General features: G+C 57.2%; 18 protein-coding genes. 6 read left to right on the forward strand and 12 right to left on the reverse strand.

Going from position 1 to position 20,418, the window contains the following annotated elements; all coding sequences use genetic code 11:
* Positions 1–304 precede the first annotated feature (304 nt).
* The 5 genes from NQ495_RS09795 to NQ495_RS09810 all read left to right on the forward strand — a co-directional run bounded on the left by NQ495_RS09795 (position 305) and on the right by NQ495_RS09810 (position 5,856).
* The gene (locus NQ495_RS09795) at positions 305–1,357 is read left to right on the forward strand and encodes an OmpA family protein (protein ID WP_161988856.1); all 1,053 of its coding nucleotides are present in this window, start codon (positions 305–307) and stop codon (positions 1,355–1,357) included.
* Positions 1,358–1,513: 156 nt separating this feature from the next.
* Positions 1,514–1,843, forward strand: a complete 330-nt coding sequence (locus tag NQ495_RS09800) for a hypothetical protein (RefSeq protein ID WP_259801179.1) — start codon at positions 1,514–1,516, stop codon at positions 1,841–1,843.
* A gap of 53 nt (positions 1,844–1,896) precedes the next feature.
* Positions 1,897–4,527 carry an alpha-L-rhamnosidase C-terminal domain-containing protein gene (locus NQ495_RS09805; RefSeq protein ID WP_009133072.1) on the forward strand — a complete coding sequence of 877 codons (2,631 nt, stop codon included), beginning with the start codon at positions 1,897–1,899 and terminating at the stop codon, positions 4,525–4,527.
* 47 nt (positions 4,528–4,574) lie between these two features.
* A complete protein-coding gene (locus NQ495_RS11870) occupies positions 4,575–4,649 on the forward strand; it encodes a hypothetical protein (RefSeq protein ID WP_418172241.1) in 75 nt (24 codons plus the stop codon).
* A 163-nt stretch (positions 4,650–4,812) separates the two neighbouring features.
* The gene (locus tag NQ495_RS09810; protein ID WP_009133073.1) at positions 4,813–5,856 is read left to right on the forward strand and encodes a hypothetical protein; all 1,044 of its coding nucleotides are present in this window, start codon (positions 4,813–4,815) and stop codon (positions 5,854–5,856) included.
* A 149-nt stretch (positions 5,857–6,005) separates the two neighbouring features.
* Here NQ495_RS09810 and NQ495_RS09815 read toward each other — a convergent pair whose 3' ends face one another.
* The 12 genes from NQ495_RS09815 to NQ495_RS09870 form a co-directional block, all read right to left on the reverse strand.
* Positions 6,006–7,085: a type II secretion system F family protein gene (locus tag NQ495_RS09815; protein ID WP_009133074.1), complete on the reverse strand. Its 1,080-nt coding sequence runs from the start codon at positions 7,083–7,085 to the stop codon at positions 6,006–6,008.
* A 37-nt stretch (positions 7,086–7,122) separates the two neighbouring features.
* Positions 7,123–7,641, reverse strand: coding sequence for a hypothetical protein (locus NQ495_RS09820; protein WP_009133075.1), 519 nt, complete (start codon positions 7,639–7,641; stop codon positions 7,123–7,125).
* A gap of 16 nt (positions 7,642–7,657) precedes the next feature.
* A complete protein-coding gene (locus NQ495_RS09825; protein ID WP_040294114.1) occupies positions 7,658–8,110 on the reverse strand; it encodes a hypothetical protein in 453 nt (150 codons plus the stop codon).
* On the reverse strand, positions 8,098–9,333 hold the full coding sequence (locus NQ495_RS09830; RefSeq protein WP_009133077.1) for a hypothetical protein: 1,236 nt from the start codon (positions 9,331–9,333) through the stop codon (positions 8,098–8,100). The genes NQ495_RS09825 and NQ495_RS09830 overlap by 13 nt, the downstream gene beginning before the upstream one ends.
* Positions 9,334–9,373: 40 nt before the next feature.
* The gene (locus NQ495_RS09835) at positions 9,374–9,832 is read right to left on the reverse strand and encodes a hypothetical protein (RefSeq protein WP_009133078.1); all 459 of its coding nucleotides are present in this window, start codon (positions 9,830–9,832) and stop codon (positions 9,374–9,376) included.
* The gene (locus NQ495_RS09840) at positions 9,829–10,446 is read right to left on the reverse strand and encodes a hypothetical protein (RefSeq protein ID WP_009133079.1); all 618 of its coding nucleotides are present in this window, start codon (positions 10,444–10,446) and stop codon (positions 9,829–9,831) included. The genes NQ495_RS09835 and NQ495_RS09840 overlap by 4 nt, the downstream gene beginning before the upstream one ends.
* A gap of 10 nt (positions 10,447–10,456) precedes the next feature.
* Entirely contained in the window at positions 10,457–10,963 is a 507-nt protein-coding gene (locus NQ495_RS09845) for a hypothetical protein (protein ID WP_009133080.1), read from the reverse strand.
* Positions 10,960–11,991, reverse strand: coding sequence for a PilN domain-containing protein (locus NQ495_RS09850; RefSeq protein ID WP_009133081.1), 1,032 nt, complete (start codon positions 11,989–11,991; stop codon positions 10,960–10,962). Before NQ495_RS09850 ends, NQ495_RS09845 begins: the two co-directional genes overlap by 4 nt.
* A 93-nt stretch (positions 11,992–12,084) precedes the next feature.
* The gene (locus NQ495_RS09855) at positions 12,085–13,989 is read right to left on the reverse strand and encodes a type II secretion system protein GspD (protein ID WP_009133082.1); all 1,905 of its coding nucleotides are present in this window, start codon (positions 13,987–13,989) and stop codon (positions 12,085–12,087) included.
* A 119-nt stretch (positions 13,990–14,108) separates the two neighbouring features.
* Entirely contained in the window at positions 14,109–15,638 is a 1,530-nt protein-coding gene (locus NQ495_RS09860) for a GspE/PulE family protein (protein ID WP_009133083.1), read from the reverse strand.
* Positions 15,635–16,111: a hypothetical protein gene (locus tag NQ495_RS09865; protein ID WP_009133084.1), complete on the reverse strand. Its 477-nt coding sequence runs from the start codon at positions 16,109–16,111 to the stop codon at positions 15,635–15,637. The genes NQ495_RS09860 and NQ495_RS09865 overlap by 4 nt, the downstream gene beginning before the upstream one ends.
* A 102-nt stretch (positions 16,112–16,213) precedes the next feature.
* On the reverse strand, positions 16,214–16,624 hold the full coding sequence (locus NQ495_RS09870; RefSeq protein ID WP_009133085.1) for a type IV pilin protein: 411 nt from the start codon (positions 16,622–16,624) through the stop codon (positions 16,214–16,216).
* A 727-nt stretch (positions 16,625–17,351) separates the two neighbouring features.
* Between NQ495_RS09870 and NQ495_RS09875 the strand changes: the two genes are divergently transcribed.
* On the forward strand, positions 17,352–20,306 hold the full coding sequence (locus tag NQ495_RS09875; RefSeq protein ID WP_009133086.1) for an RHS repeat domain-containing protein: 2,955 nt from the start codon (positions 17,352–17,354) through the stop codon (positions 20,304–20,306).
* Positions 20,307–20,418: the final 112 nt, after the last annotated feature.

Genomic DNA, 20,418 nt, shown 5'->3' on the forward strand with positions numbered 1-20,418 from the left:
GAAAAAATACCGGGACCCGGAAAGCGCCCCGAGGCCTGCGGGAGCCGGAATGGAAAACCGGAGTGGAAAACGAAAGGATTGTGGCCTGTTTTCGCTGTGGATTTAGATTGTTGTTTAAATGGTTGTTAATGAGTGTGTTATTTGGCTAGTTTCGATATTCGAAACAAATTTCGGACGAAACATCTTCCGTGGAAACCGATCTTGGACTGTTTTTTGACGGGATGGATACAAAACGGTTGCGGACGGAGGGCCGCCGACCGTAGGAAATATACCATTGAATAGGTTATCGAATAAAATTATGATTATGAAAAAACTTCTCTTTTTAACCGGTTTTCTGGCGCTGGCCGCCGGAGGGGCTTCGGCACAGCCGGTCTACTCGGTCCGGGATGTCGGAATGAGTAACGTGGATGATTCGGTGCATATCCGTTTTGTGGTCGTGCCCGGGGAAAAGAACATCATGCCCCGCGGGACGCTGATCCTGACTCCCGTGATCCGTGGGACGGGACAGGTTCTGCCGCTGGAGCCGCTGGTTTACCGCGGCAGGCTGGCCGAAAAGATACACTCCCGCAACGAAGTGTTCAGCCGCCGCAGGCCCAGCCTGCCCGATACGAACAGTGACCTCGAAGGACTCACTTACTACCATGCGGTTGTTCCGTTCCGCGATTGGATGCGCGGTGGCGGCTTGGTGCTGAACAGCCAGTGGTACGGCTGCAAGAAGGATATGGTGGCCGAGCAGAATACGCTGCTGGCCGAGCCGGTTCCCGCTCCGCCCGCACCCCCGGTGGTCGTGGTGGTCGAGAAACCCGTTCCGGCCAAACCGCTCGTGTTTGAGGTGAAGAAGGTGACCGGTAACGCTTACCTCGATTTCCCGGTGGGCAAGTCGGCGATCCAGCCCGATTTCCGCAACAATGCGGCCGAACTGGCCAAGATCCGAGGCACGCTCGATTCGCTGATTCAGGCCAAGAATGTACGCGTCCGTGGAATTACCCTGGTAGGTTATGCTTCACCCGAGGGTAGCACTCAACTCAACGACCGTCTCTCTGCGGAACGTGCCGATGCTTTGAAAGCTTACCTGTTGCAGAACTATAAAAAAGGCGATCCGGGGCTGATTTCGGCCCGGTCGGGCGGCGAGGACTGGAATGGCCTGCGTTCGCTGGTCGCCGCTTCTTCGATCCGCGGCAAAGAGGCTCTGCTGAAGATACTCGATTCCGATGCTTCGGATGCGGCCAAGAAGGCGAGCATCAAAGCGCTCAACGGCGGAGCGACCTATGCGACGTTGCTGAAAGACTATTACCCGCGCCTGCGCAAGGTCGAGTACACGATCGATTACGAACTGGTGCAGCAGCAACCGAGGTAGCGGGAACGGTGGAACGGCAGTTGTAACAGCCATTGGTGCCGAAACAACAACGACCGCAAGTACGAGCGGTCCGGCCGCAACGCTCCGCTTCCATTGGACTGAGATTAATCTGTCCGGCGACCCTTTTCGGGCCGCCGGATTTTTTATGCGTTCCCGTTGTTGTTCCCGTTCCCCATTGTTGTTATTGTTGTTATTGTTGTTGTTGTTGTTGTTGTTGTTGTTGTTGTTGTTGTTGTTGTTGTTGTTGTTGTTGTTGTGCGCAGAGGTCTCTTCCTTGCCCCGACCGTTGTGTGTTTCGGTTACCTATTCCGCCGCTGCTGGCAGTCTCTGTTTATCATCTCTTCTCCTTCCTTTTCTTTTTCTCTTGCTTTGTTTTTCTTTTTCTTCCGGGGCGGGGATGTTGTCCGCTTTCGCGAAAAATGGTATCTTAGCCGTCCGGGCTCGCCCCGTCGTTCGTACAGGTATTGGAACCTGCCCGAATATTGAACCTGCCCGGGGTTTATACCGAAATTTTACGAATCTCGTTTAAAAACCGACACATGAAACGTCTGACCCTGACTTCCGTTTTCGCACTTTTGTTTACAGGCCTGTCGATCCTTTCGCTGCGCGGCGCCGAGCCGGAGCTGGACCTTGCGCCCGCTCGCTGGATTTGGTATCCGTCGCAGCGCACCCTCTCCAACACGATGCTGATGCTGCGCAAGGAGTTTACGCTCGATTCGGTGCCCGAAAAGGTCTCCGGGTGGATTCTCGCCGACAGCCGCTACCGACTCTGGGTCAACGGGCAGCGTGTACAATGGGGGCCCGCACCTGCCGATCCGCGCTGGCCCGAGGCCGATCCGCTCGACATTCGGTCCTACCTGCAGAAAGGAAAGAACGTACTGGCGGCGGAGGTGCTCTACTTCGGCCTCGGCGACGGTACGTCGCCCATCGGCAAGCCCGGTTTCATCTGCAAACTGGAGGTCGGGAACCGCCTGGTAGCGAGCGACAGCACCTGGCTCGTGAGCGTGGCCCGCAGCTGGCCCGCCGGGCAGTATAAGCGCCATTACGTGCGCGCTTTCCAGGAGGAGTTCGATGCGAACCGTTATCCCGACGGTTGGCGGCAGGCGGATTATACCCCCGGCAGCGAGTGGGTCTCTGCGATGGAGCTCGGGGGGCGTGCCGACCGGTCGCAGTTGGCGACCGATTATCCGGAGTACCTGCAGGACTACTGGGCCAGCAACCGCGATGTGTCGCGGATTCGACCGCGCAGCATCCCGCTGATGCGCGAATACTGGGTTCCCGTGTCGAAACTCGCCGAGAGTATGTGGCTGACATGGGACCAGGACCCCCGGACCTATTTCGAGATGAATACGCCGCACAGCTACCGGGCCGACCGCACGCCGTGCGCCGTACAGGAGAACGACAGCACCTGGAGCGTCGTCGCTTCGGACGGCCGCGCTGCGGTGCTGACCTTCGAGCTCGGCGAACAGGTGGTCGGCTTCCCGGCTTTCACGATCGACGCCCCGGCGGGGACGGTAGTCGAACTGCTTACGCACGAGGCGCACGAGGTGGGGGGACCCGAACTGCTCAATACGCATTTCAACGCGTGGAGCCGCTGGACCTGCCGGGAGGGCCGCAACCGTTTCGAGGCGTTCGACTTCGAGAGTGCGCGCTGGCTGCAGCTGCACATTCGCAACTTTACCGGTAAAGTGACCGTCAGCGGGGTCGGCTTGCGCCGCCGCATCTTCCCGTGGCCGCACGATCCGGCGATCCGTATCGGCGACCCTGCGATCCAGCGGGTAATGGATGCGACGGTCAATACGCTGAACAATTCGGCACAGGACCTGATCGTCGACGGCATGGGCCGTGAGCGGCAGCAGTACAGCGGAGATTGCGGCCACCAGCTGCACGCCGTTATGGGGACCTTCGGCGAAACCCGCTTGCCACGCCGCTTCCTGATCACCTATTCGCAGGGACTTAGTTCCGAGGGTTATTTCCTCGACTGCTGGCCGGCTTACGACCGCCTCGCCCGCGTGATGCAGAAGCAACTCGGTCTTTCTAACTGGGGACCGCTGCTCGACCACGGGGTCGGTTTCGTATTCGACAATTATTACTACTATTGCCAGACCGGCGACACGACCCACCTGGCCGAGACGCTGCCGCGCCTGCTTCGTTCGTTCGATTACCTCACCACGTTGATGAATCCCGCAGACAGCCTGCTCCCGGTCGAGAATCTCGGCATCCCGTCGGTCTGGATCGATCATCACGGTTATAAGAAATCCCGGCACAAGATACTGGCCTTTAATCTGTATGTCTCGGCGATGTGCCAATATGCGCTCGCGCCGTTGTGCGAACTGACAGGACGCACGGCCGATGCTGTCCGCGCGAGGGCGTTCGGCGAGGCGCTGCAGCAGGCGTGCGTGCGCCGGTTCTGGTCGCCGGAGCGCCAGGTGTTCGTCTGCAACCTGCCCTGGGAGCGGGAAGAGGGTGAAACGCGCTACCACGACCGCGACCTGGCCACGGCGGTGCTTTTCGACATGTGTCCCGGCGGCAAGACGGCCCGTTCGGTCGAACTGCTTGCCGAAGAACCTGCCGAGATGGGATTTTCCTATCCGGCCAACGCGGTCTGGCGCCTCTGGGCGCTGATCAAGGCGAACCGCATCGACGTGGTGCTGAACGATCTGCGCACCCGTTGGGCGGGTATGGAGTCGGTTTCGCTGAACAATACGCTGCAGGAGGGTTGGCATGCGAAGCCCGACAACCGGGAACAGTGGAGCCACTGTCCGATTGCACCGCTGATCGTGCTGCAACAGGGTATTGCGGGTATCCGCCCGCTGGAGCCGGGTTACGGCCGGTTCGAGATAGCGCCGCAGCCGGGTGACCTCACCGATGCGGCCTTTACCGTGCAGACTGTCAAAGGACCGATCGACTTCGCCGTCAGCGGCAAGCGGGGCAACCGCCGTCTCTCGTTCACCGTTCCGGCTGGTACTACCGCCGAACTGGTGCTTCCGGCTGGGGAGAAGGTGCCGTTTCCGCCGGTTGCGTCCGAAGGGGGTGACGGGCTGCAAAACGGATTGCAGGACGGAGTAGGGCGAGGCTTGAGCGATCTGTTGCACGACGGGCAGTCGGGCGCATGCCGCTACAGGATCGACGGTGGCCGCAAGGTGGAACTGCGCCTGCGGCATTTGTAAAATCCGGTCTGTTGTCAATTCCCTGATTGCCGGCGGTTGTAGAACCTATGTCCCGGAGCGTGTGCCAATGTTCCGGAACGTTCGCAAACACTGTTTCCCGGCGGCAGGTCTCGCATCGGTAAATTTTGTGCCTGCTTTTCCGGCCTACTATCGTTACAAGGCCCGATACCGCATCCCGGACTTTCGGGCGTATGTTTATTTTTCATAATTACGACGAATTGTTGTATTTTTTACTAACTTGAGGGTGCGTTCTCCCGGAGTCGAGCCCTTTTAATCGTTGTGGTTATGAAAAAAATCCTGATCCTTGCAGCCGGTCTGGCGATCCTTTCGGACTGCACCCGTGACGCTTCCTTCCCCGGCGAAGGTGAAAATCCTCAGGCTTCCAAGGCCGCGGCAAGCGTCGTTACGTACAGCATTACCGGTCGCATCTCTTTCAGTCAGGGATGGAAAGTGGAGGACGTTGTGTTGCCCACCGGTCAGACCGGGGTTCCGCCTGGACCCAGTGATACGGTAACGGTCATCGAGTCGACCGGCTATACGGCGCATGTGGAGCTCAGTTGCGATCCCTGGCCCGGTTACGGCGAGATTTACCTCCCGTATTCGAACGGTCAGCAGGCGGTCATCCTAAGCGATTACCAGCAGTGGAATTTCCCGTGTTCGTCACCCAGCCTCAAACCGACCCTTTCCGGGATGTGGATCAACGGCTACGATCCATATGGGGAAGTCGCTCAGTTCCGTGTCAATTACACGGGTTACGACCAGTTCGGCAACCTGTCAGACACCTATTCGGCCGTGTTGCCGACGCGCCAGCCCACCAGCGGGGTAAGCCTGCCCGACAACCCCGTTTCGCTGCATTGGTCTTACAGCCGGCAGCAATGGCTGCTCATCACGGCCTTTCCGGTGCGGTCCGATCTGACCGTATCGGTCAACGGCACGCAGTTGGTTGCCACCATCCCGGCCGGAGCCAAGGGTATCCTGACCGGCAACGGCAACCCCACGCTCTTCTCTGTCACTCCCGGCATGAGCTTCTCTCCGGTGCGCGACGGCTACTACACCTATACGAAGGGTGATTTCAGCTCGGGACCCGGTTCCGCGGTATCTAACGAAATCCGGATTACGCTGACCCGTTCCGGCAACGAATGGATCATCGAGGCGACGCAGAACGTTCCCGACCGGGATGTGGTCGTCACCTGCGACGGATGGGACGTGCTCGGCGCCACTTACGTGATTCCGCAGGGACAGACTTCGGTACGTACCGGTCCGGCCGATGCGGGGTATGTCATCACCGATGTCTATTCGTACGGCTCTAAATATACTTTCGTCTGGTAGGATGATCTCGGTATGGGCAACGTTCGGTGAATCCCGGCTATTTCAATAGTCGGGATTTTTATTGGTGGGTTTCCTGTTCTTGTTCCTGCGCCTGTTCTTGTACCTGTTGCAGTGGGATTCTGTTTTTTAGGGATACGGGAGGGCACGTATTACCCCATAATTCCGCCGAGCCGGAACATGGGCAGGTACATCGAAATGAGGATGACGGCGACGAGCAGGCCGACGAGCAAGATCAGGATTGGCTCGAGCATACCTCCGAGCGAGCGGAGGCGGTGTTCGAGCTCTCCTGTGAGCACATCCCCTTCACGGCGCAGCATCTCAGGGAGACGTCCGGTTTGCTCGCCGACGCGTAGCAGCACGACGAGCCGGCGATCGTAAATCCTCCCGAAACGCTCCATTGCGTCGGACAGGCAGGAGCCTTGCTCCAATTCGCGGACTATTTCGGCGAAGGAGGTCCGGTAGGGATGGAATGTGATGATTCCCCGGAGCATATCGATGCCTTGCAGCAGCGGAACGCCTGACGAGGCGAGCAGGCAAAGCAGTTTGCAGAAACGGGCCTGCATGTTTTTACGCAGCGTGTCGCCCAACAAGGGCATCCGCAGCAGCAGATTGCCAGCCATACGCTGCACTCCTGGTCGTCCACCGAAAGTCCTCCACCAAAACCATCCTCCGAGCGCCATGAATACTGTGACGGCCAGGTACGCCGGAAACGCTTTTGACAGCGAAATGATCCATCGGGTCATGGCCGGGAGTTCGCCTCCCATGCGCGAGTAGACCTGTTCGAACATCGGTACGATGACCAGTACCATGAAAATCACGACGACAACGGCCGTGAAAAGGATGATCAGCGGATAGCTGACCGCGCCGCTGACCATGCGTCGCTGTGCGATCCGTTTGCCGTAATAGTCGGCAAGGAATGCCAGTGCTTCGTCGAGCCGTCCGGTCTCCTCGCCGATCCGAAGCACGCCGCAGTCGAGTGGGGCGAAGCGTTCGCTCCGCTCGAACGCGCGGCCCAACGATTCTCCGCGTACGACGGAGCGATACAGCTCTGTGAGCAAAGCCCGGCCGGCAGCATTCCGTTCGCCCTCGATCAAAAGTGAAAACGATCGGCTGAAATCGAGTCCCGAGGAGAGTAGCGAGTGCAGTTCGGCGAACATCGCCTCCTTGCGGGCATCCTGCAGGGGTTGTTTTGTTTGTTTCCGTGACGTGAAAAAATCGGTTAATTCCATAAGTAGGCCAGATTGTATCGGGAGAATTTGTATCAATTCAGTTCGATTCGTCATACCGATATTTCCCCTCCGCCTCAGAGAGTTTTCTGAGCAGCGGATCGGAACGGTGCCGCGGTGCGAACCCGATGCACCGCAACGAATCTTGCGCCGTTCGCAGTTCGACGACGAGCGTGTCGACAGGCCGATCTCGCGGGATTTCTGGAATCGTGCGCAGTCCGGCGACTTTCCGCAGCAGGGTATCGGTCCGTTCTCCTTGATGTACGATCAGTGCCGAATCGATTCGCTCGATCCGGCCATAAATCTCTCCCCCTCGATACAGAGCCAGCGCTCCGTTGTCCTCGGCAAGCAGGCTGTCCGACATGCCGGCCAGATCGGCCGTCCGAAAATATCTGGCGTACTGTTCCGTGCGTCCTGCGATTTGTAGCGATGTCCGGTCGAGGAACCGGCGCAGCAGTCCGAAGCCGTCCATTACTGACAAAAAGACGATGCCGCCGAGGATCATCAGGATCAGTACCTCGACCAGCGTAGATGCGGGTAATCGTTTTGTCGGATTCATCGTCATTTCCTCAGGTTTAAGGTTCGGCTGGCGTCCGTTTGGCGCCGGAGTTTACGGGATCGATCAGGTGTTTGTATTCCATCTTTTTGTGCTCTCCCGGAATTTCCATCGTCAGTGTCACACTCCACAGCTCCGGGCACGGATCGTAGGATTCGATACGAATCGTCAGCGAACCCCAGCCGAAGGTCAGCTGGGTCGTACCTTCACCGTAAGTTCCTTCCCGTACTTTTCCCAGTACGTGAGCTGCCCGGTAGTCGGCTTCGGCGCAGGCGATGCTGCCGGAGTCCCCGGCGGTGAGCCGGACGACGGTTTCAAGGCTTACGGCGAACACGACCATCAGTACGACCGATGCGACGATCGCCTCGAGCAGCGATGCCGCCGGCAGCCGGTATCCCGCTTGCAAACTTAACCCGTGCTGTGTCCGCGCTTCGTTTGCCGGTTCACTGCCGAAGTGAGTCAGGGTACCCATGCAGCCTCCTTTCTCCGGTAGCGCGTCGTGCCCCATAGCGGGTAGGCCGCCGCAGGATTTTCGAGCAATGTCATATCGTACAGCATATCTTCGTAATAACCCTCCGGGGTGTAGTACGCAAGCTGGTTCGCGACGAGGCAGCCCGATACGATGCCCTGCACCTGCGCCGCGCCGTCCGCCCACAGCAGGCCCCGCACAACGGCCGTGCGTTCCTGTCGGTAATTCGTGCGTCGTACCTCCGGGCGGCCGTCCCCGTCTACGATTACGTATCCTTCGACGCGGCTCTTCGGGCCGATCTCTGCATAGCGGCCTGGATTTTCACGGGCGACGAACACCCCCGACGGATAACCGAGCGTGACTTGCCGGCCGATCAGCACCGTATCCGTTGCGAACAACTGGGCCGTTCCCCGGAACCCGTCGCCTATATGGACCGTCCTTCCGACGACCAGTATGTTTTGCAGACGGCAAGTGCTGTCGATCACCACTTCGTCGCCGACCAGCACGATCATTCCCGCTAAATGGGTACCTTGTGCCAGATCGGCAGCATTCAGCAGCCGGGGAAACACAGTTCCGAAACCGGCCTCCAGGCTGTCGGGTGCCGTTTCCCGTGTAGTCGGGCTCTCCAGGAGATGCAGCAGGTTGTCTGTTGCCTGCCGCACACCGGGCCTGAGTGCGGGCAGCTCTTTCCCGGCGTAGCTAGCCCGTTGGCCCTCGATTCGCTCGCCGTTGAAAAAGACCGACCGGATTTGTCCGTACTGCACACCGTGCCGGGGCAGCCGGAGCTGTCCGTGCAGTACGGTACGGCCTGCCAGTGTCAGTGAAGGGGCTTCGGTCGCATACCAGAAATTGCACTCCTGCGGGAACGGATTCTCCGTTCCGAATAACCGGACCGCGACGGTCCGGGGATCGGCGGATTCGACCCGCACCGCCTCGTACAGTCCCCAGGGCCAGGCTGTAATCCGCACGCGGCTGTCCGGCAGGTTGTCGAATAGCTGTATGTTGCCGTCTGTACCGTTCCGTCCGGCGAGCGTACTGTCGGCGGCATAGAGTACGAAGGCCGATTCGAGATACGTCCGCTGGCGGGAGAGGTACCCCGCCCGCGCAAAGAACACGAAGTCGGCGTCCCACAGCGTCAATACACCCAGTACCGAGAGCAGCATCAGCGCCGAGACGACCAGTACGGTCGCCAGTACGCTGGCAGGTATGCGTTCGGAACAGCTCATACGGGAGTCAGGTTTATGGTATGCATGCGGCTGCAATTTTTTACGGTATTTGAACAAAATAGATTTTTCCATAGCGGAACAAACCGATGGAATCTCCCCGCAGCAGTTGCAGTGTAAAGCCTTCGGCCGACTCTCCCCGGCCGAGCAGGTGTACGCGCCCGTCGAACGAAACGAGGTAACGGTCCGTTCCTTTGCTGCGGATACGTCCGTTGCAGGCAAGGTTTACTACCGGTTCCGGTTTTCCAGCGGCAGGCACTGTCTTTTTTACCGTGCGGGATATGGCCCCGGGCGCAGGTTGAGGGACAGCGGCACGTAAAAACGGGTCGGGGTAGTCGAGCTGCAGCGTATCGCCGTTGGCCGGTTTCTTCTGCCGGGTGACAAGGGCTGCCGGGGCAGCGGGAGTCACTTCCGGTTTGGAAAAGAACAGCTTCCAGACTACGACGCTCCATACGCCGAGCACCACGACCAACAACAGGTATGTCAGCCCGTTCGATTTCATGGCCGGGTCCCTGCGTCAGTGCCGGACGCATCGTGTTTATCGTGAATGGTTGCCGGGACGTTCGAGCCTACCCGGACATCCGGTGTCGCCTGAACGGCCTGAATGATTTGGGCAATCGTTGCCGTCGGATTTTTCGATTTGGCCTGAATGGCCGTTTCTTCGGAACCAGACTCCCTATCCGTCTCTTCCGTCTCTGACGGTTGATCGGGTTTTGGCAGTTCCGACGGTTCGTCCGCTTGCGGCGGATCGACCGTCAGCGTATAGACCTGTTCCTTGTTTCGGAAAGCTCCGTTGGCAGCCTGCAAGCTCCATTGGTAGTTTCCTGTATCGAGTGTTGCCGTAAAACGGTCGGCCCTGTGGGCTGAGTCTGCCAGCAATGTCGTGTCGGCGACCAGGCGCGAAGCCCCGGCGAATGTCGGTGAGACGATCGTCAGGCGGTAGCTCCGGGCACCGTCGAGGGGGCGCCACAGGAAAGTGACCGTTCCTGCTTCGGTGCGGGTATTGTTCTTCGGGGCGATCACCTCAATCGACGCATCTTCGATATCCTGTTCGAAAATATCCTCACAACCGGACAAAAGCAGGAAGACGAGCAAGAAAATACAGATTGGTTTCATATCGTAGCGGTTAAGGTTTGTCGGTCAGTTGTTGGACTAGAATCGTCAGTTGCAGGGAGCTCTGCCGTCCCCGGCGTACGGTTTTGAATTCGGTGGACAGGAAACGGCCGTCCGGCAGGCTTCGCTCAAGCCGGTCAAGTGTTTTTAGTAGCGGAGAAAACGTGCCTGAGAGCACGATCTCGGCTGTACGCAGTGCGAAGTCATTGCCGTCGCGGGTCAGGTATGGCGTATAGCGGACGACCGCAATCTTCCCGTCTGCCTGAAAACGCCCCAGCGAGTCGAGCAATCCGCCTCCAGCGATCCGGTCCGTCGTATCGGGCACGATGGAATGGACGGTCCCGGCTGCGGAGAGTGATACGCTGTCCGTACGCGATTCGGCAATCCGCCGCTCGCTGCGGCATACCTCGATCCACAGGCCGACCGTGCTGCGGAGCGACAGTTGGTACACGGCGATCGGAAGAACGATCAATAACAGGAAGAGCCGTACGATTCCCTCGTATTTGCCCAGCTTTTTCATAATGCGATGGTAATTTTGAATTCAGTCGATCCGCTTTCGCGGTTCTGTTCCAGTTGCTCGAGCTTCGCCTTACGGAAAGGCGGATCGGACTTTAGACCGGCAATCAGGCGGGACACGGCTGCCGCGTCGTCCGTGCGGCCCCGGACCGAGAGCGTTTCGGAAGCGAATACGGGATCCTTCGCGTCTTCCAACCTTTTGACGAGCGGCTGCACCGCCAGAGAGGTCAGCGTGATTTCCCGAGGCACATGCGAGGCCGTCCGGTCCAAAAGCCATGCATGTCTATAGGCCAACCGCTGCGAGAATTCGGTCACCGCTGCCCGTCGTTGTTCGGATCGGGCCTGAGACACTCCCCGTGTCTTTTCTCGCGCCGCTAATACGGTTCGCTGTTCCGCCCGGCGGTCTTCCAGGGAGGCGGAGGCCAGGGCATTCACTACGAGCAGGAGTAGCATAAGGCCGAGCACGGGCAGGCGTAGACGTCGGGCGAGCGCTTTGCAAAGCATGTTGCCCCAGGGTGTGGGACGGACCGCAGTACGCCATTTCAGCCGGGCCCGGTAGAAATACAGGGCTTCCCGGCTCGCTTCCGGTTCCGGTTCTTCGCCCGGAGTGTCGTACCGCATTCCGGCCGTGGGAATGCCGCTTTCTGCGAGTTGTAGCAGGAGCGGTTCTACCTGCCCGCGGCGGACGAAGGTGATCGATCGGGTTTGAACGTCAGGGCCGGAAGGGAGATCGTCGTTCGAAAAACTCCATGCAAACGTTTCGGGATCGGCCTTCACTTTTTCGACAAGCGGGGACCCGTCCGCCGGTTTGGTAATGATGCCGTGCCCGGCCACCGATACCAGTACGGGCCGGGCCGCGCACTCTCTTTTCAGGACTGCGGCATCCGGTTCGTCTTCCCGGTGCAGTACCCGTATCTGTTCCCCGGTGCAGTCCAGCACAAAAAGGGACATCGAGTAGTTGGCCGTATCGGTAAAGCGGATGCGAAGCACGGTTACCGGGCCCGTCAGTCGTTGCAGCAGACTTCTTTTCATGTTCGTTTTTATGCGGTCGTTTTTTCTTTAACTAGAGGTTTCGTTCGGTGCTCTCCGGCCGGCATATAGCGCATGGGGGCGTCGCCGCACTCTTTATTCGATCACGGCCGGTTTAATGAATACATTGAGCCGGCGCTCCTGGCGATTGTTCTTGTGCGTGCCGAAAATCCATTTCAGTACGGGGATGCGGGCGATAAAAGGCAGACCTTTGGAACTCTTTTCATGCGACTGGCGGTCGATACCGCCCAACAGTACCATCTCTTCGTTGTGTACCCGTACCATCGATTTGAAGCTGCGCGTGGTGGTTCCCGGCGGAGCCTCCTTCTCGGTGCGTTCGGTGAATTCGCTCTGCGAGAGGTCGATCGTCATCGTGATATGTCCATCCTCGCTGACGTAAGGCGTGATCGTGAGCGTCATGTTCGCCTCGACGCTTTTCCATACGTAAGAAGTCGACTGCACCGGGTTCTGTGTCCCCATGTAGGTATTGTTCGTCTCTTTGTAATATTGCATCTCGCCGCTGGTGAGCACGGCCTCGTGACCGTTCAGGGTCGAGAGGCGGGGCGTCGAGCGCAGCTCGATCGTGCCGCTCTGCTCCATCGCCTTCAGGTTCGCATAGAAGTTGGGCGTTACCTTGCCGAGCTTTACGAGACCTATCTTATTTGCCAGACTGTTGACGGCCTTCGCCCCGAGCGTCATGTCGAGGCCCGGGGAGAGCGTACCGCTCGTCTGTATGGGTTTCGTGCCCACCCCGAGTCCGAGTCCCGCCTCCAGCAGCACGTCTTTCGACGCGTCGACGATCATCACCTCGATGGTAATCAGCGGTACGGTCTTGTCGATCGAACGCAAAAACTGCTCGACCCGCGCCACCTGGCGTTGGTCGCCGCTGGCGATGATGCTGTTCAGGTCGCCGAAAGCGGCTATCTGCACCCCCTTTTTCAGGTTGTCGGGGATCACCTCCGGGAGCTTGTCCACCGTGCGGTAGCGCATCGGGACGATCCGCGTTGAGAACAATCCCTCGTGTTTCGCCTCACCGAACATATACACGCTCCCTTCCTCGTAATAGGTGTAGGCCGTGCCCGTCAGCAGCAGATCGAACAGCGTCTTTACGTCGGTGTTTTTTAGGTAGATGCTCGTTTGCGCATTGACCGGCGTGATGAAGAAATAGTCGAGCTTCAGCTGTTCGCATACGTCGAGGATAATGTCGTAGACGTTACCCCGGTCGATCATCGCCGTAATGCGTCCCGTGCTGTCGACTGAGAGCTGGGAGGGAGCGAACTGCCGGCGGCGGACATAGTTCGGTGCGGGAGCCTGTGCGCCTCCGCCGAGGGGAACCGCCTCGGCGAACATCCATGCCCCGCTGCCTTTCACGGGAGTAATTTCCAGTTTGTTGATCCCGGCCAGCGAACCGAGCGCCTCCGCGAAAGGCATCGCCGCGATGTAGCCCGATATCGGTCGGTCATATAGCGCCTGCGGGACGATCAGGTTAATACCGGTGCTGTCGGTGATGCGCCGGGCTACTTCCCGCAGTGGTACGGCGATCAGGTCGTAACTGAGCGTCGAGTCGGCGCGGTCGAACCGGATCGACGGCTCGGGCGGCGGGGCGACAGGTGCCTGGAAAGGAAACACCGATACGATATTCCCGATTACCCGGATGTCCAGTCCGTACTGTTCGCACAGGAACAGCAGCAGTTCGTCGATCCGGGCGCGGGAGAAATTGCAGCTGACCGTCAGATTCGCCCCGTCGCGGACACTCAGGTTTACGCCTCCCGCCTGGGCGACCGAGCGAAGCAGTTCCGGCAGCGGGGCTTGGCCTACCGACAGGTCGACTTCGCCTAGGTAAGCCGGGTCGCGTACTGTCAGCGTATCGAGCCGGGCACGGATCGCGGGGATACGGTCGACCTTGTCCGGAATGGTCGGCTGCCCGGCATACGACAGGAATGGACCTGTCAGCACGAACGGCAGTATATGTAGTAGGAAAAACAGGTACAGTTGTTTCATCGGCAGTGATTTGAAGTGTGCATCTCTCTTGTCTGGTTCTCCAGCGCGGTTTAGAAGCTGTTCGGGTACTGTGCAGCCGGTTTGGAATTTATTTTCGTGTCTGTATTCGTTCTCAGTGATCATTCCCGTAGCAGTGGTAAAAGCTCTTCGAGTGAAGTCAGTCCTGCGCGGAACAGTTCGAGGGCCGAGTCCCGCAGTGTGGTAATGCCCCGCTCCCTGAGCAATGGCCCGATGTCCGGACGGCTCTCGCGTATCGCCTCGGACAGCGTTTCGTCGATCGGGACCACTTCGTAAATCGCCGTACGTCCCCGGTAGCCCGTGTAGTAGCACCTTTCACAGCCGACAGGGCGGTAGTGTGTTTGGCGAAAGGTTCCGGCACAATCATCCGCGTTGTCTTCCGAGGCCGACGCTTCCGCAGTGTATCCGCCGGTATCGCATCCGACTTTTCTCGCTGCAGGGAGCTCTTCCTGTACGCCATACACCTGCTCCCGTTCCGGCCCGGTCAATTCAGTCTCTTTTTTACAGTCGGGACACAGCAGGCGGACGAGTCGTTGCGCTGCACAAAGGATCAGCGTCCCCGACAGCAGGTATGGGTGCACGCCCATATCCCGCAGGCGTGAAACACTGCCCCAAGCACTGTTCGTGTGGATCGTCGAGAATACGAGATGTCCCGTCAGCGAGCTGCGGATCGCCATGGTGGCCGTATCGGCGTCGCGGATTTCCCCCAGCATGATGATATCGGGGTCCTGACGCAAAAAAGTCCGCAGTGCGGCGCCGAACGTCAGCCCGATCTCCTCCTTGAGCTGCACTTGGTTCACGCCCTCGAGCGTATACTCGACCGGGTCCTCAATCGTCAGGATATTTCCCGATTCACGGTTCAACCTCCTGAGTGTGGCGTAGAGTGTCGTACTTTTGCCTGAACCGGTCGGCCCCGTAATCAACGCCATTCCGTGCGGACGGGCGATAGCCGCCGTATAGTCCGCCAGTTGACGCGGAGAGAAGCCGAGGTTTGCCAGTTCCAGCAGTTCGGCATGCCGGGTCAGCAGACGCAGTACGACTTTCTCTCCGTAAATCGTCGGGAGCGACGAGACGCGCAGGTCGAACTTACGTTCGCCGCGGTGATAGAGGATACGCCCGTCCTGCGGCAGCCTGCGTTCCGAGATGTCGAGACCTGCCATGATCTTGACCTGATTGACCAGCGAGGCGTAGTTGTTCCGGTCGAGCACGTACTTTTCGATCAACCGGCCATCGATGCGCAACCGGATGCGGCAACGCTCCTCGTAAGGTTCGAAATGAATGTCGCTCGCATATTCGTCGAACGCCTTGCTGATCAGCTCCGTCAGGAATCCCTGCCCGCTGCCGATCCGGCTCAGGTCCGCCGATTGGGCCGTCGCGGCACGGGTCGCCTCTTTGCGGTAGTACCGGTTCAGCTGTCGGACCAGTTCTTCAGGTTCGACCGGTTCGATCTTCACTGCAAAGCCCGACAGCACCTCGATCTCCTGTTTTGCCGACTCGTAATCCCGCTCCCGCTCGCCGGCACACACCACGGTGTTTCCCTTCCGGTCATAAGGCACGAGCAGGTAACTCCAAGCCTCGGCGGAGGTGAACAACTGGACGATTTCGGTCGGGATGCGTTCGGGAAGATTCATCTTATCAGGCGGTATAGTGTACAAACAATAAAAGCGAGGCTGAAGAATGTAACCAGCGGAATCGTTGCCGAATACCGCACGGCTATCCGAACCCCAATCCAGTATGCCAATCCGCCCATGCATCCCCCCAACAGCAGCAACAGATATTGCGGCAACGGAGCGAACGGTGTCAGCAGCAATGCGAATACCAGATCGCCGGAACCGACATATTGCCGGAAGAGGTTTCCTGGCCGTCGGCAGCGTAGCTTCAGGTATATCCACACTCCGCCGAAGACCCAGCCCAGCAGCAACGTGTTCGTCAGTATGTTGTACAGTATCGTTCCTGCAGACGACAAAAACACGGACGGCAGCGGTACACACAAGCCGAATGCGACGAGCCAGTTCATCGGAATAGTCCGGTGGCGAAGATCGGCGACGGCCAGTACGGTCGCGGGAACGACCGGAAGCAGATATAGGATTTGCGGCCACGTCATAAGGGATGCAGGGAAGATTCGGTTTGACCGGGGGCCGGGATCACTCCCGGCCGCTGTGGTCTCTGATTATAAAAAAAGGTTGATGCAGGATTGTTCGCCGGGTCAGTCCTTGACCGTTTCGCGCAGGTTTTTGTCCTGGTCGATCTCCCAAACGTTGTATTCGCCGTCGCCGTCGAAATCGACTACGGCAGTTGCCGTCGCGCGAAAGCCTTTCTCACTCGCTTCGATGATCTCGATGCGGTAGTTGGCGTGCCCGCCGTCGGTCACGAGCGGCTGTTGCTCGAAGCCGAGCTCCTCGACCGAAGAGGAGTATTTCGAGTAGGTGTAGAAGTTGTTTTTTTGCAGTGTGTGCAGGAATACGAGCTGCTGCTGCGCTTCGGTGCTTTTCGCCCGCGAGATGAGCGGCATCAGGTTCGGCAGTGCGATCAGCACCAGAATTCCGATGATGACCAGCACGACGAGCAGTTCGGGCAGCGAAAAAGCCGGGAGGCGTTTGGCGGATTGAGTTTCCATAGTCGATAACCTTAACGGGTGAGTTGAATCTGCGTGTTATCAAAAATCGGTATCAGCAATGGAAAAGGCGGATAGGTTATCGGTAGGTTGCCTGCCTGTTCCCTCTGGCTGCGCTTCGAAGCATGCGAGATCCGGGTATTGAGTTTGGCTGTACTACCGTTTTCATCCGTTCCTGCCGTTTTCCGCCTATTTCGCCCGATAACGGAAGTAATTAGGCCCGATGACCTGCCACGAAGGTGCCGGGAACTACCGGCATCTTCGAATCATCTCGGAAAACCATCCACGTATACGACCGGCCGGCCGCAATTCAGGCCTCATTCAGAGATGATTCGGGGCTGATTCGGGCTCCCGGACATCCTTTCCTTTCAATATCGCTCGTTCCTGCATTTTTTTGTCTGATACGCCTGGAAGGTCCGTTTATGGCCTGATGCGGCCCGAATACATTGATTCCCGGCGGAATCCCTGAACCCGTTTCGTCATTTGTCCCGTGGCAACCGTTGCTTGCAGGGGGTGAAACCCGGATTCCGTCCGGGAAGGAGAAAGATAGGAGATGTGTTACCGGTAACCTATCCATCTCTTTGATTGGCTCTTCCGATCTTTAAGATACTTCGAGTAACCTACTTTGAGCATACTTGCCGAATCACGCTGTCCCCGCAATGTTTGGTGTTGCTGCTACTCATTACCGCATATTCTTCTGTCTCGTCTAACCTAACTAAAACAACCGATTATGAAACGATTTCGCCCCGAACTGCTTTGCCTGGCGTTATTTGCCGGAATGGCTGTACCGGGATACAGTCAGCAAAATTTTATTCCGCCGTCACCCGAGGTTGCGGCACAGATTCGCAACATCAACATCCCGGTCAGTCATTATACCGGGACGGCCAATATCAGCGTCCCTTTATATACGATCCAGACGAGGGATTTCCAGATACCTGTCCAACTCGATTACCAGGCATCCGGGATTAAAGTGCAGGATTGCGCGACATGGGTGGGCCTAGGGTGGAGATTATCCGTGCCGGGCTCCATTACCCGGGTGGTACGGTCCGGATATGATGAATACGGTTTCGGGGCGGGGCACGGAGCTCTGGTTCGCGACGGAGAGTGGAATGAAGCGCTGTTCGATGCGAAAATCGACAATTGCGACAGCGAAGCCGATCTGTTTTATTTCGATATACCCGGCAAATCCGGTTTGATGGTATGCAGTCCCGAGAAAAAATTTTACACCGTTCCCTATCAAAACCTGAAAATAGATTACAACTCCTCACCTACGGCCCCCTTTTATCAGTTTGTCCTGACGGATGAACAGGGGAACCGGTATGTATTTGACATGACCGAATTTACATACCTGGATACATACACCTCGATGGTTACCGCATGGAGTCTCAGTCAAATCGTCAGTCCGCAGGGAGACTGGATCAAATTCGATTACATATCCGGACTCGACCTCAAATACAGCTATATGGCTTACAACCGGTGCGCTACCTATGAGGTAACCCTGTCTCCGTTCTCCCGTATACTGAAAGAGGAAGATAATGTCTCTTTCAGCCAGGATATCAGTATTTCTCCGAGGTATCTTCGGAGTATCCAATGGCCGTCAGGCAAACTGGAATTTATTTCCGACGACCAACGGGCCGCCCTGGATATCCGTACGCGCCGGCTGACGGAAATCAAGTTGTATGCCGAACCTGACCGTTATGTCAAATCTTTCAAGCTGACTTACAATACCTTTCTTAATTCCGCCCTGCAACTTTGGAAGGTCGAGGAAACCAATGAGGAGCAGGGCGCCAGCGAACTCATCTGCCATTTCAATTACAATACAGAGCAGAACCTGCCGTACCGCAACTCCCTGGATATGGATCATTGGGGGTATTACAACGGGCCCAATACGGGCAATGGGAAAATGTTCCCGGCCCATACGGTTCGGGGACATGCTATCGAAGGAGCGGACAGATCGCCCCGCTGGCCTTATATGATCGCCAATATGCTGACTTCGATTACATATAAGGGAGGCGGTAAAAAAGAGTTCGAATATGAACAGAACCAGTTGCCGTCGGGAAAAATCGTAGGAGGTGTCCGCATTAAAAAGATTAAAGAATATGCATCCGAATCTTCCGTTCCGTCTGTCATACGATACGAATACCTGGAAGGTGAAGTATACGATTCGGTGCCCTATTACACTTCGGTCGATACCGAAAGTCCCTATCTGGCCAATACATTCACTTACAAGATTAACGGCATGAGTTTTAATACGCTGTTCGACATGAACGGTTCCTCTGTCGTCTATCCGTTGGTCAAAGAGATTTTACCCGACGGATCGTATACCCTTTATCGCTACACCTCTTTTTCCCAATATCCGGACAGCCTGCCCGAAATCTATACGCCGTACGTGGCGGGCATGATGCACGAACCGTCGTCATATACTTCCCGGACCTATTTACCCCGCAGCTCTTTCGCTTGGCAGCGTGGGCTGCTGTTGCAACAAAGCGTTTATTCGGCCGACGGTACTTTGCAAACACGCCAAACCAACCGTTACGACATGGATGCTCCGGCCAAAGCCAGTTTCCTGTGCGCAACGATGGAGAAGAGCCAGTATCCTATTTTCGGTACGCCTACCAAGCGTTTCGCAACTTACAAATGGATTTCCAAACCCATCTATCTGGATAGTGTGATTGTCGAGCAGGGGCCTTTCTTGTTGCCGTCGGTAACGTCCTATAAGTACGACACGACCTATCTCCATGTGAAAGAAGAGTATGTCAGGGATGCCCGGAACGATCTCTACAAGACGACTTTCAAATATCCCTGCGATTATGATACGACATCTCGTTCTGGCAATATGTTCCTGATGTTGTTGGGTATGCTGGATGCCCATATGACGGACAGATCTCTGGAAGTGCTGTATTACAAAAACGACCAGATCGTCGGAGGTCGAATGGCTGTTTATAAAGTCAAAGGCAACATATTCTCGGGCAGGCTATTCCGCAAGCAATTCGACTGCGCCTTGAAGCTGCCCCGTCCGATTCCCGACAATGAATTCGTCCATTCCAATCACGGGGAAGGTCTGGACATGGATAGCCGTTATGACACGCTGATGACCGTTCTCGCGTTTGACGATGCGTTGAATCCCGTCTGTACGACCGATAAGCGGGGAGGCGAATCGGCATACATCTACGGTTACGATCAGAGCTTGCCGATAGCCGTGGTCCGCAATGCAATGACTTATGAAACCCCGGAGGATTATACCCCGTCGATTCGGCAAGAGATTTTTTATACCAGTTTCGAAGAGGACACGGCCTCGCAGGTGAAAATCCTGCCTCTGGCCAAAACCGGCAGGAAGGCTTATCAAGGTGTGTACACACTGCCGTATCAAGGTATTTACCAAACAGATTTTCACCTCAGTTATTGGATCAGCCGGGATGAAGGCCGGACCTGGAACAAAGTGGATCAGATCCGGAATCTTTGGGGTCAGGTCACGTTGGGCGAGGAGGGCGCTTATATCGACGAGGTGAGGGTGTGCCCGCCGGATGCCCGGATGACGACCTATACCCATCTGCCGGGCATCGGCATGACCTCTCAGACCGATCCCAACGGCAATACCACTTACTACGAATACGATGCGCTCGGCCGCCTCTCGGCCATCCGCGACAACGAGCGCCGGTTGCTTAGGACGTATCAGTACCAATAATCCCAACTTAACATGCTACGGATATGAAAAAAGATATATTATCCCTGTTACTTCTGTTCTGCGGCCTGTCCCTGTATGGTCAGCAGTACGTTTCAGTCAGTCCTAGTTCGAT

The organism is Alistipes indistinctus YIT 12060, assembly GCF_025144995.1.
Classification (GTDB): Bacteria; Bacteroidota; Bacteroidia; order Bacteroidales; family Rikenellaceae; genus Alistipes_A; species Alistipes_A indistinctus.

Coding starts and splice junctions, on each gene's coding strand:
- NQ495_RS09820 (WP_009133075.1), bottom strand. CDS start 7,641: ATGAATCCGACAAAACGATTACCCGCATCTACGCTGGTCGAGGTACTG.
- NQ495_RS09850 (WP_009133081.1), bottom strand. CDS start 11,991: ATGAAAAGAAGTCTGCTGCAACGACTGACGGGCCCGGTAACCGTGCTT.
- NQ495_RS09865 (WP_009133084.1), bottom strand. CDS start 16,111: ATGACGTGGCCGCAAATCCTATATCTGCTTCCGGTCGTTCCCGCGACC.
- NQ495_RS09845 (WP_009133080.1), bottom strand. CDS start 10,963: ATGAAAAAGCTGGGCAAATACGAGGGAATCGTACGGCTCTTCCTGTTA.
- NQ495_RS09805 (WP_009133072.1), top strand. CDS start 1,897: ATGAAACGTCTGACCCTGACTTCCGTTTTCGCACTTTTGTTTACAGGC.
- NQ495_RS09840 (WP_009133079.1), bottom strand. CDS start 10,446: ATGAAACCAATCTGTATTTTCTTGCTCGTCTTCCTGCTTTTGTCCGGT.
- NQ495_RS09815 (WP_009133074.1), bottom strand. CDS start 7,085: ATGGAATTAACCGATTTTTTCACGTCACGGAAACAAACAAAACAACCC.
- NQ495_RS09795 (WP_161988856.1), top strand. CDS start 305: ATGAAAAAACTTCTCTTTTTAACCGGTTTTCTGGCGCTGGCCGCCGGA.
- NQ495_RS09855 (WP_009133082.1), bottom strand. CDS start 13,989: ATGAAACAACTGTACCTGTTTTTCCTACTACATATACTGCCGTTCGTG.
- NQ495_RS09825 (WP_040294114.1), bottom strand. CDS start 8,110: ATGGGTACCCTGACTCACTTCGGCAGTGAACCGGCAAACGAAGCGCGG.
- NQ495_RS09835 (WP_009133078.1), bottom strand. CDS start 9,832: ATGAAATCGAACGGGCTGACATACCTGTTGTTGGTCGTGGTGCTCGGC.
- NQ495_RS09860 (WP_009133083.1), bottom strand. CDS start 15,638: ATGAATCTTCCCGAACGCATCCCGACCGAAATCGTCCAGTTGTTCACC.
- NQ495_RS09810 (WP_009133073.1), top strand. CDS start 4,813: ATGAAAAAAATCCTGATCCTTGCAGCCGGTCTGGCGATCCTTTCGGAC.
- NQ495_RS09830 (WP_009133077.1), bottom strand. CDS start 9,333: ATGAGCTGTTCCGAACGCATACCTGCCAGCGTACTGGCGACCGTACTG.
- NQ495_RS09870 (WP_009133085.1), bottom strand. CDS start 16,624: ATGGAAACTCAATCCGCCAAACGCCTCCCGGCTTTTTCGCTGCCCGAA.
- NQ495_RS09875 (WP_009133086.1), top strand. CDS start 17,352: ATGAAACGATTTCGCCCCGAACTGCTTTGCCTGGCGTTATTTGCCGGA.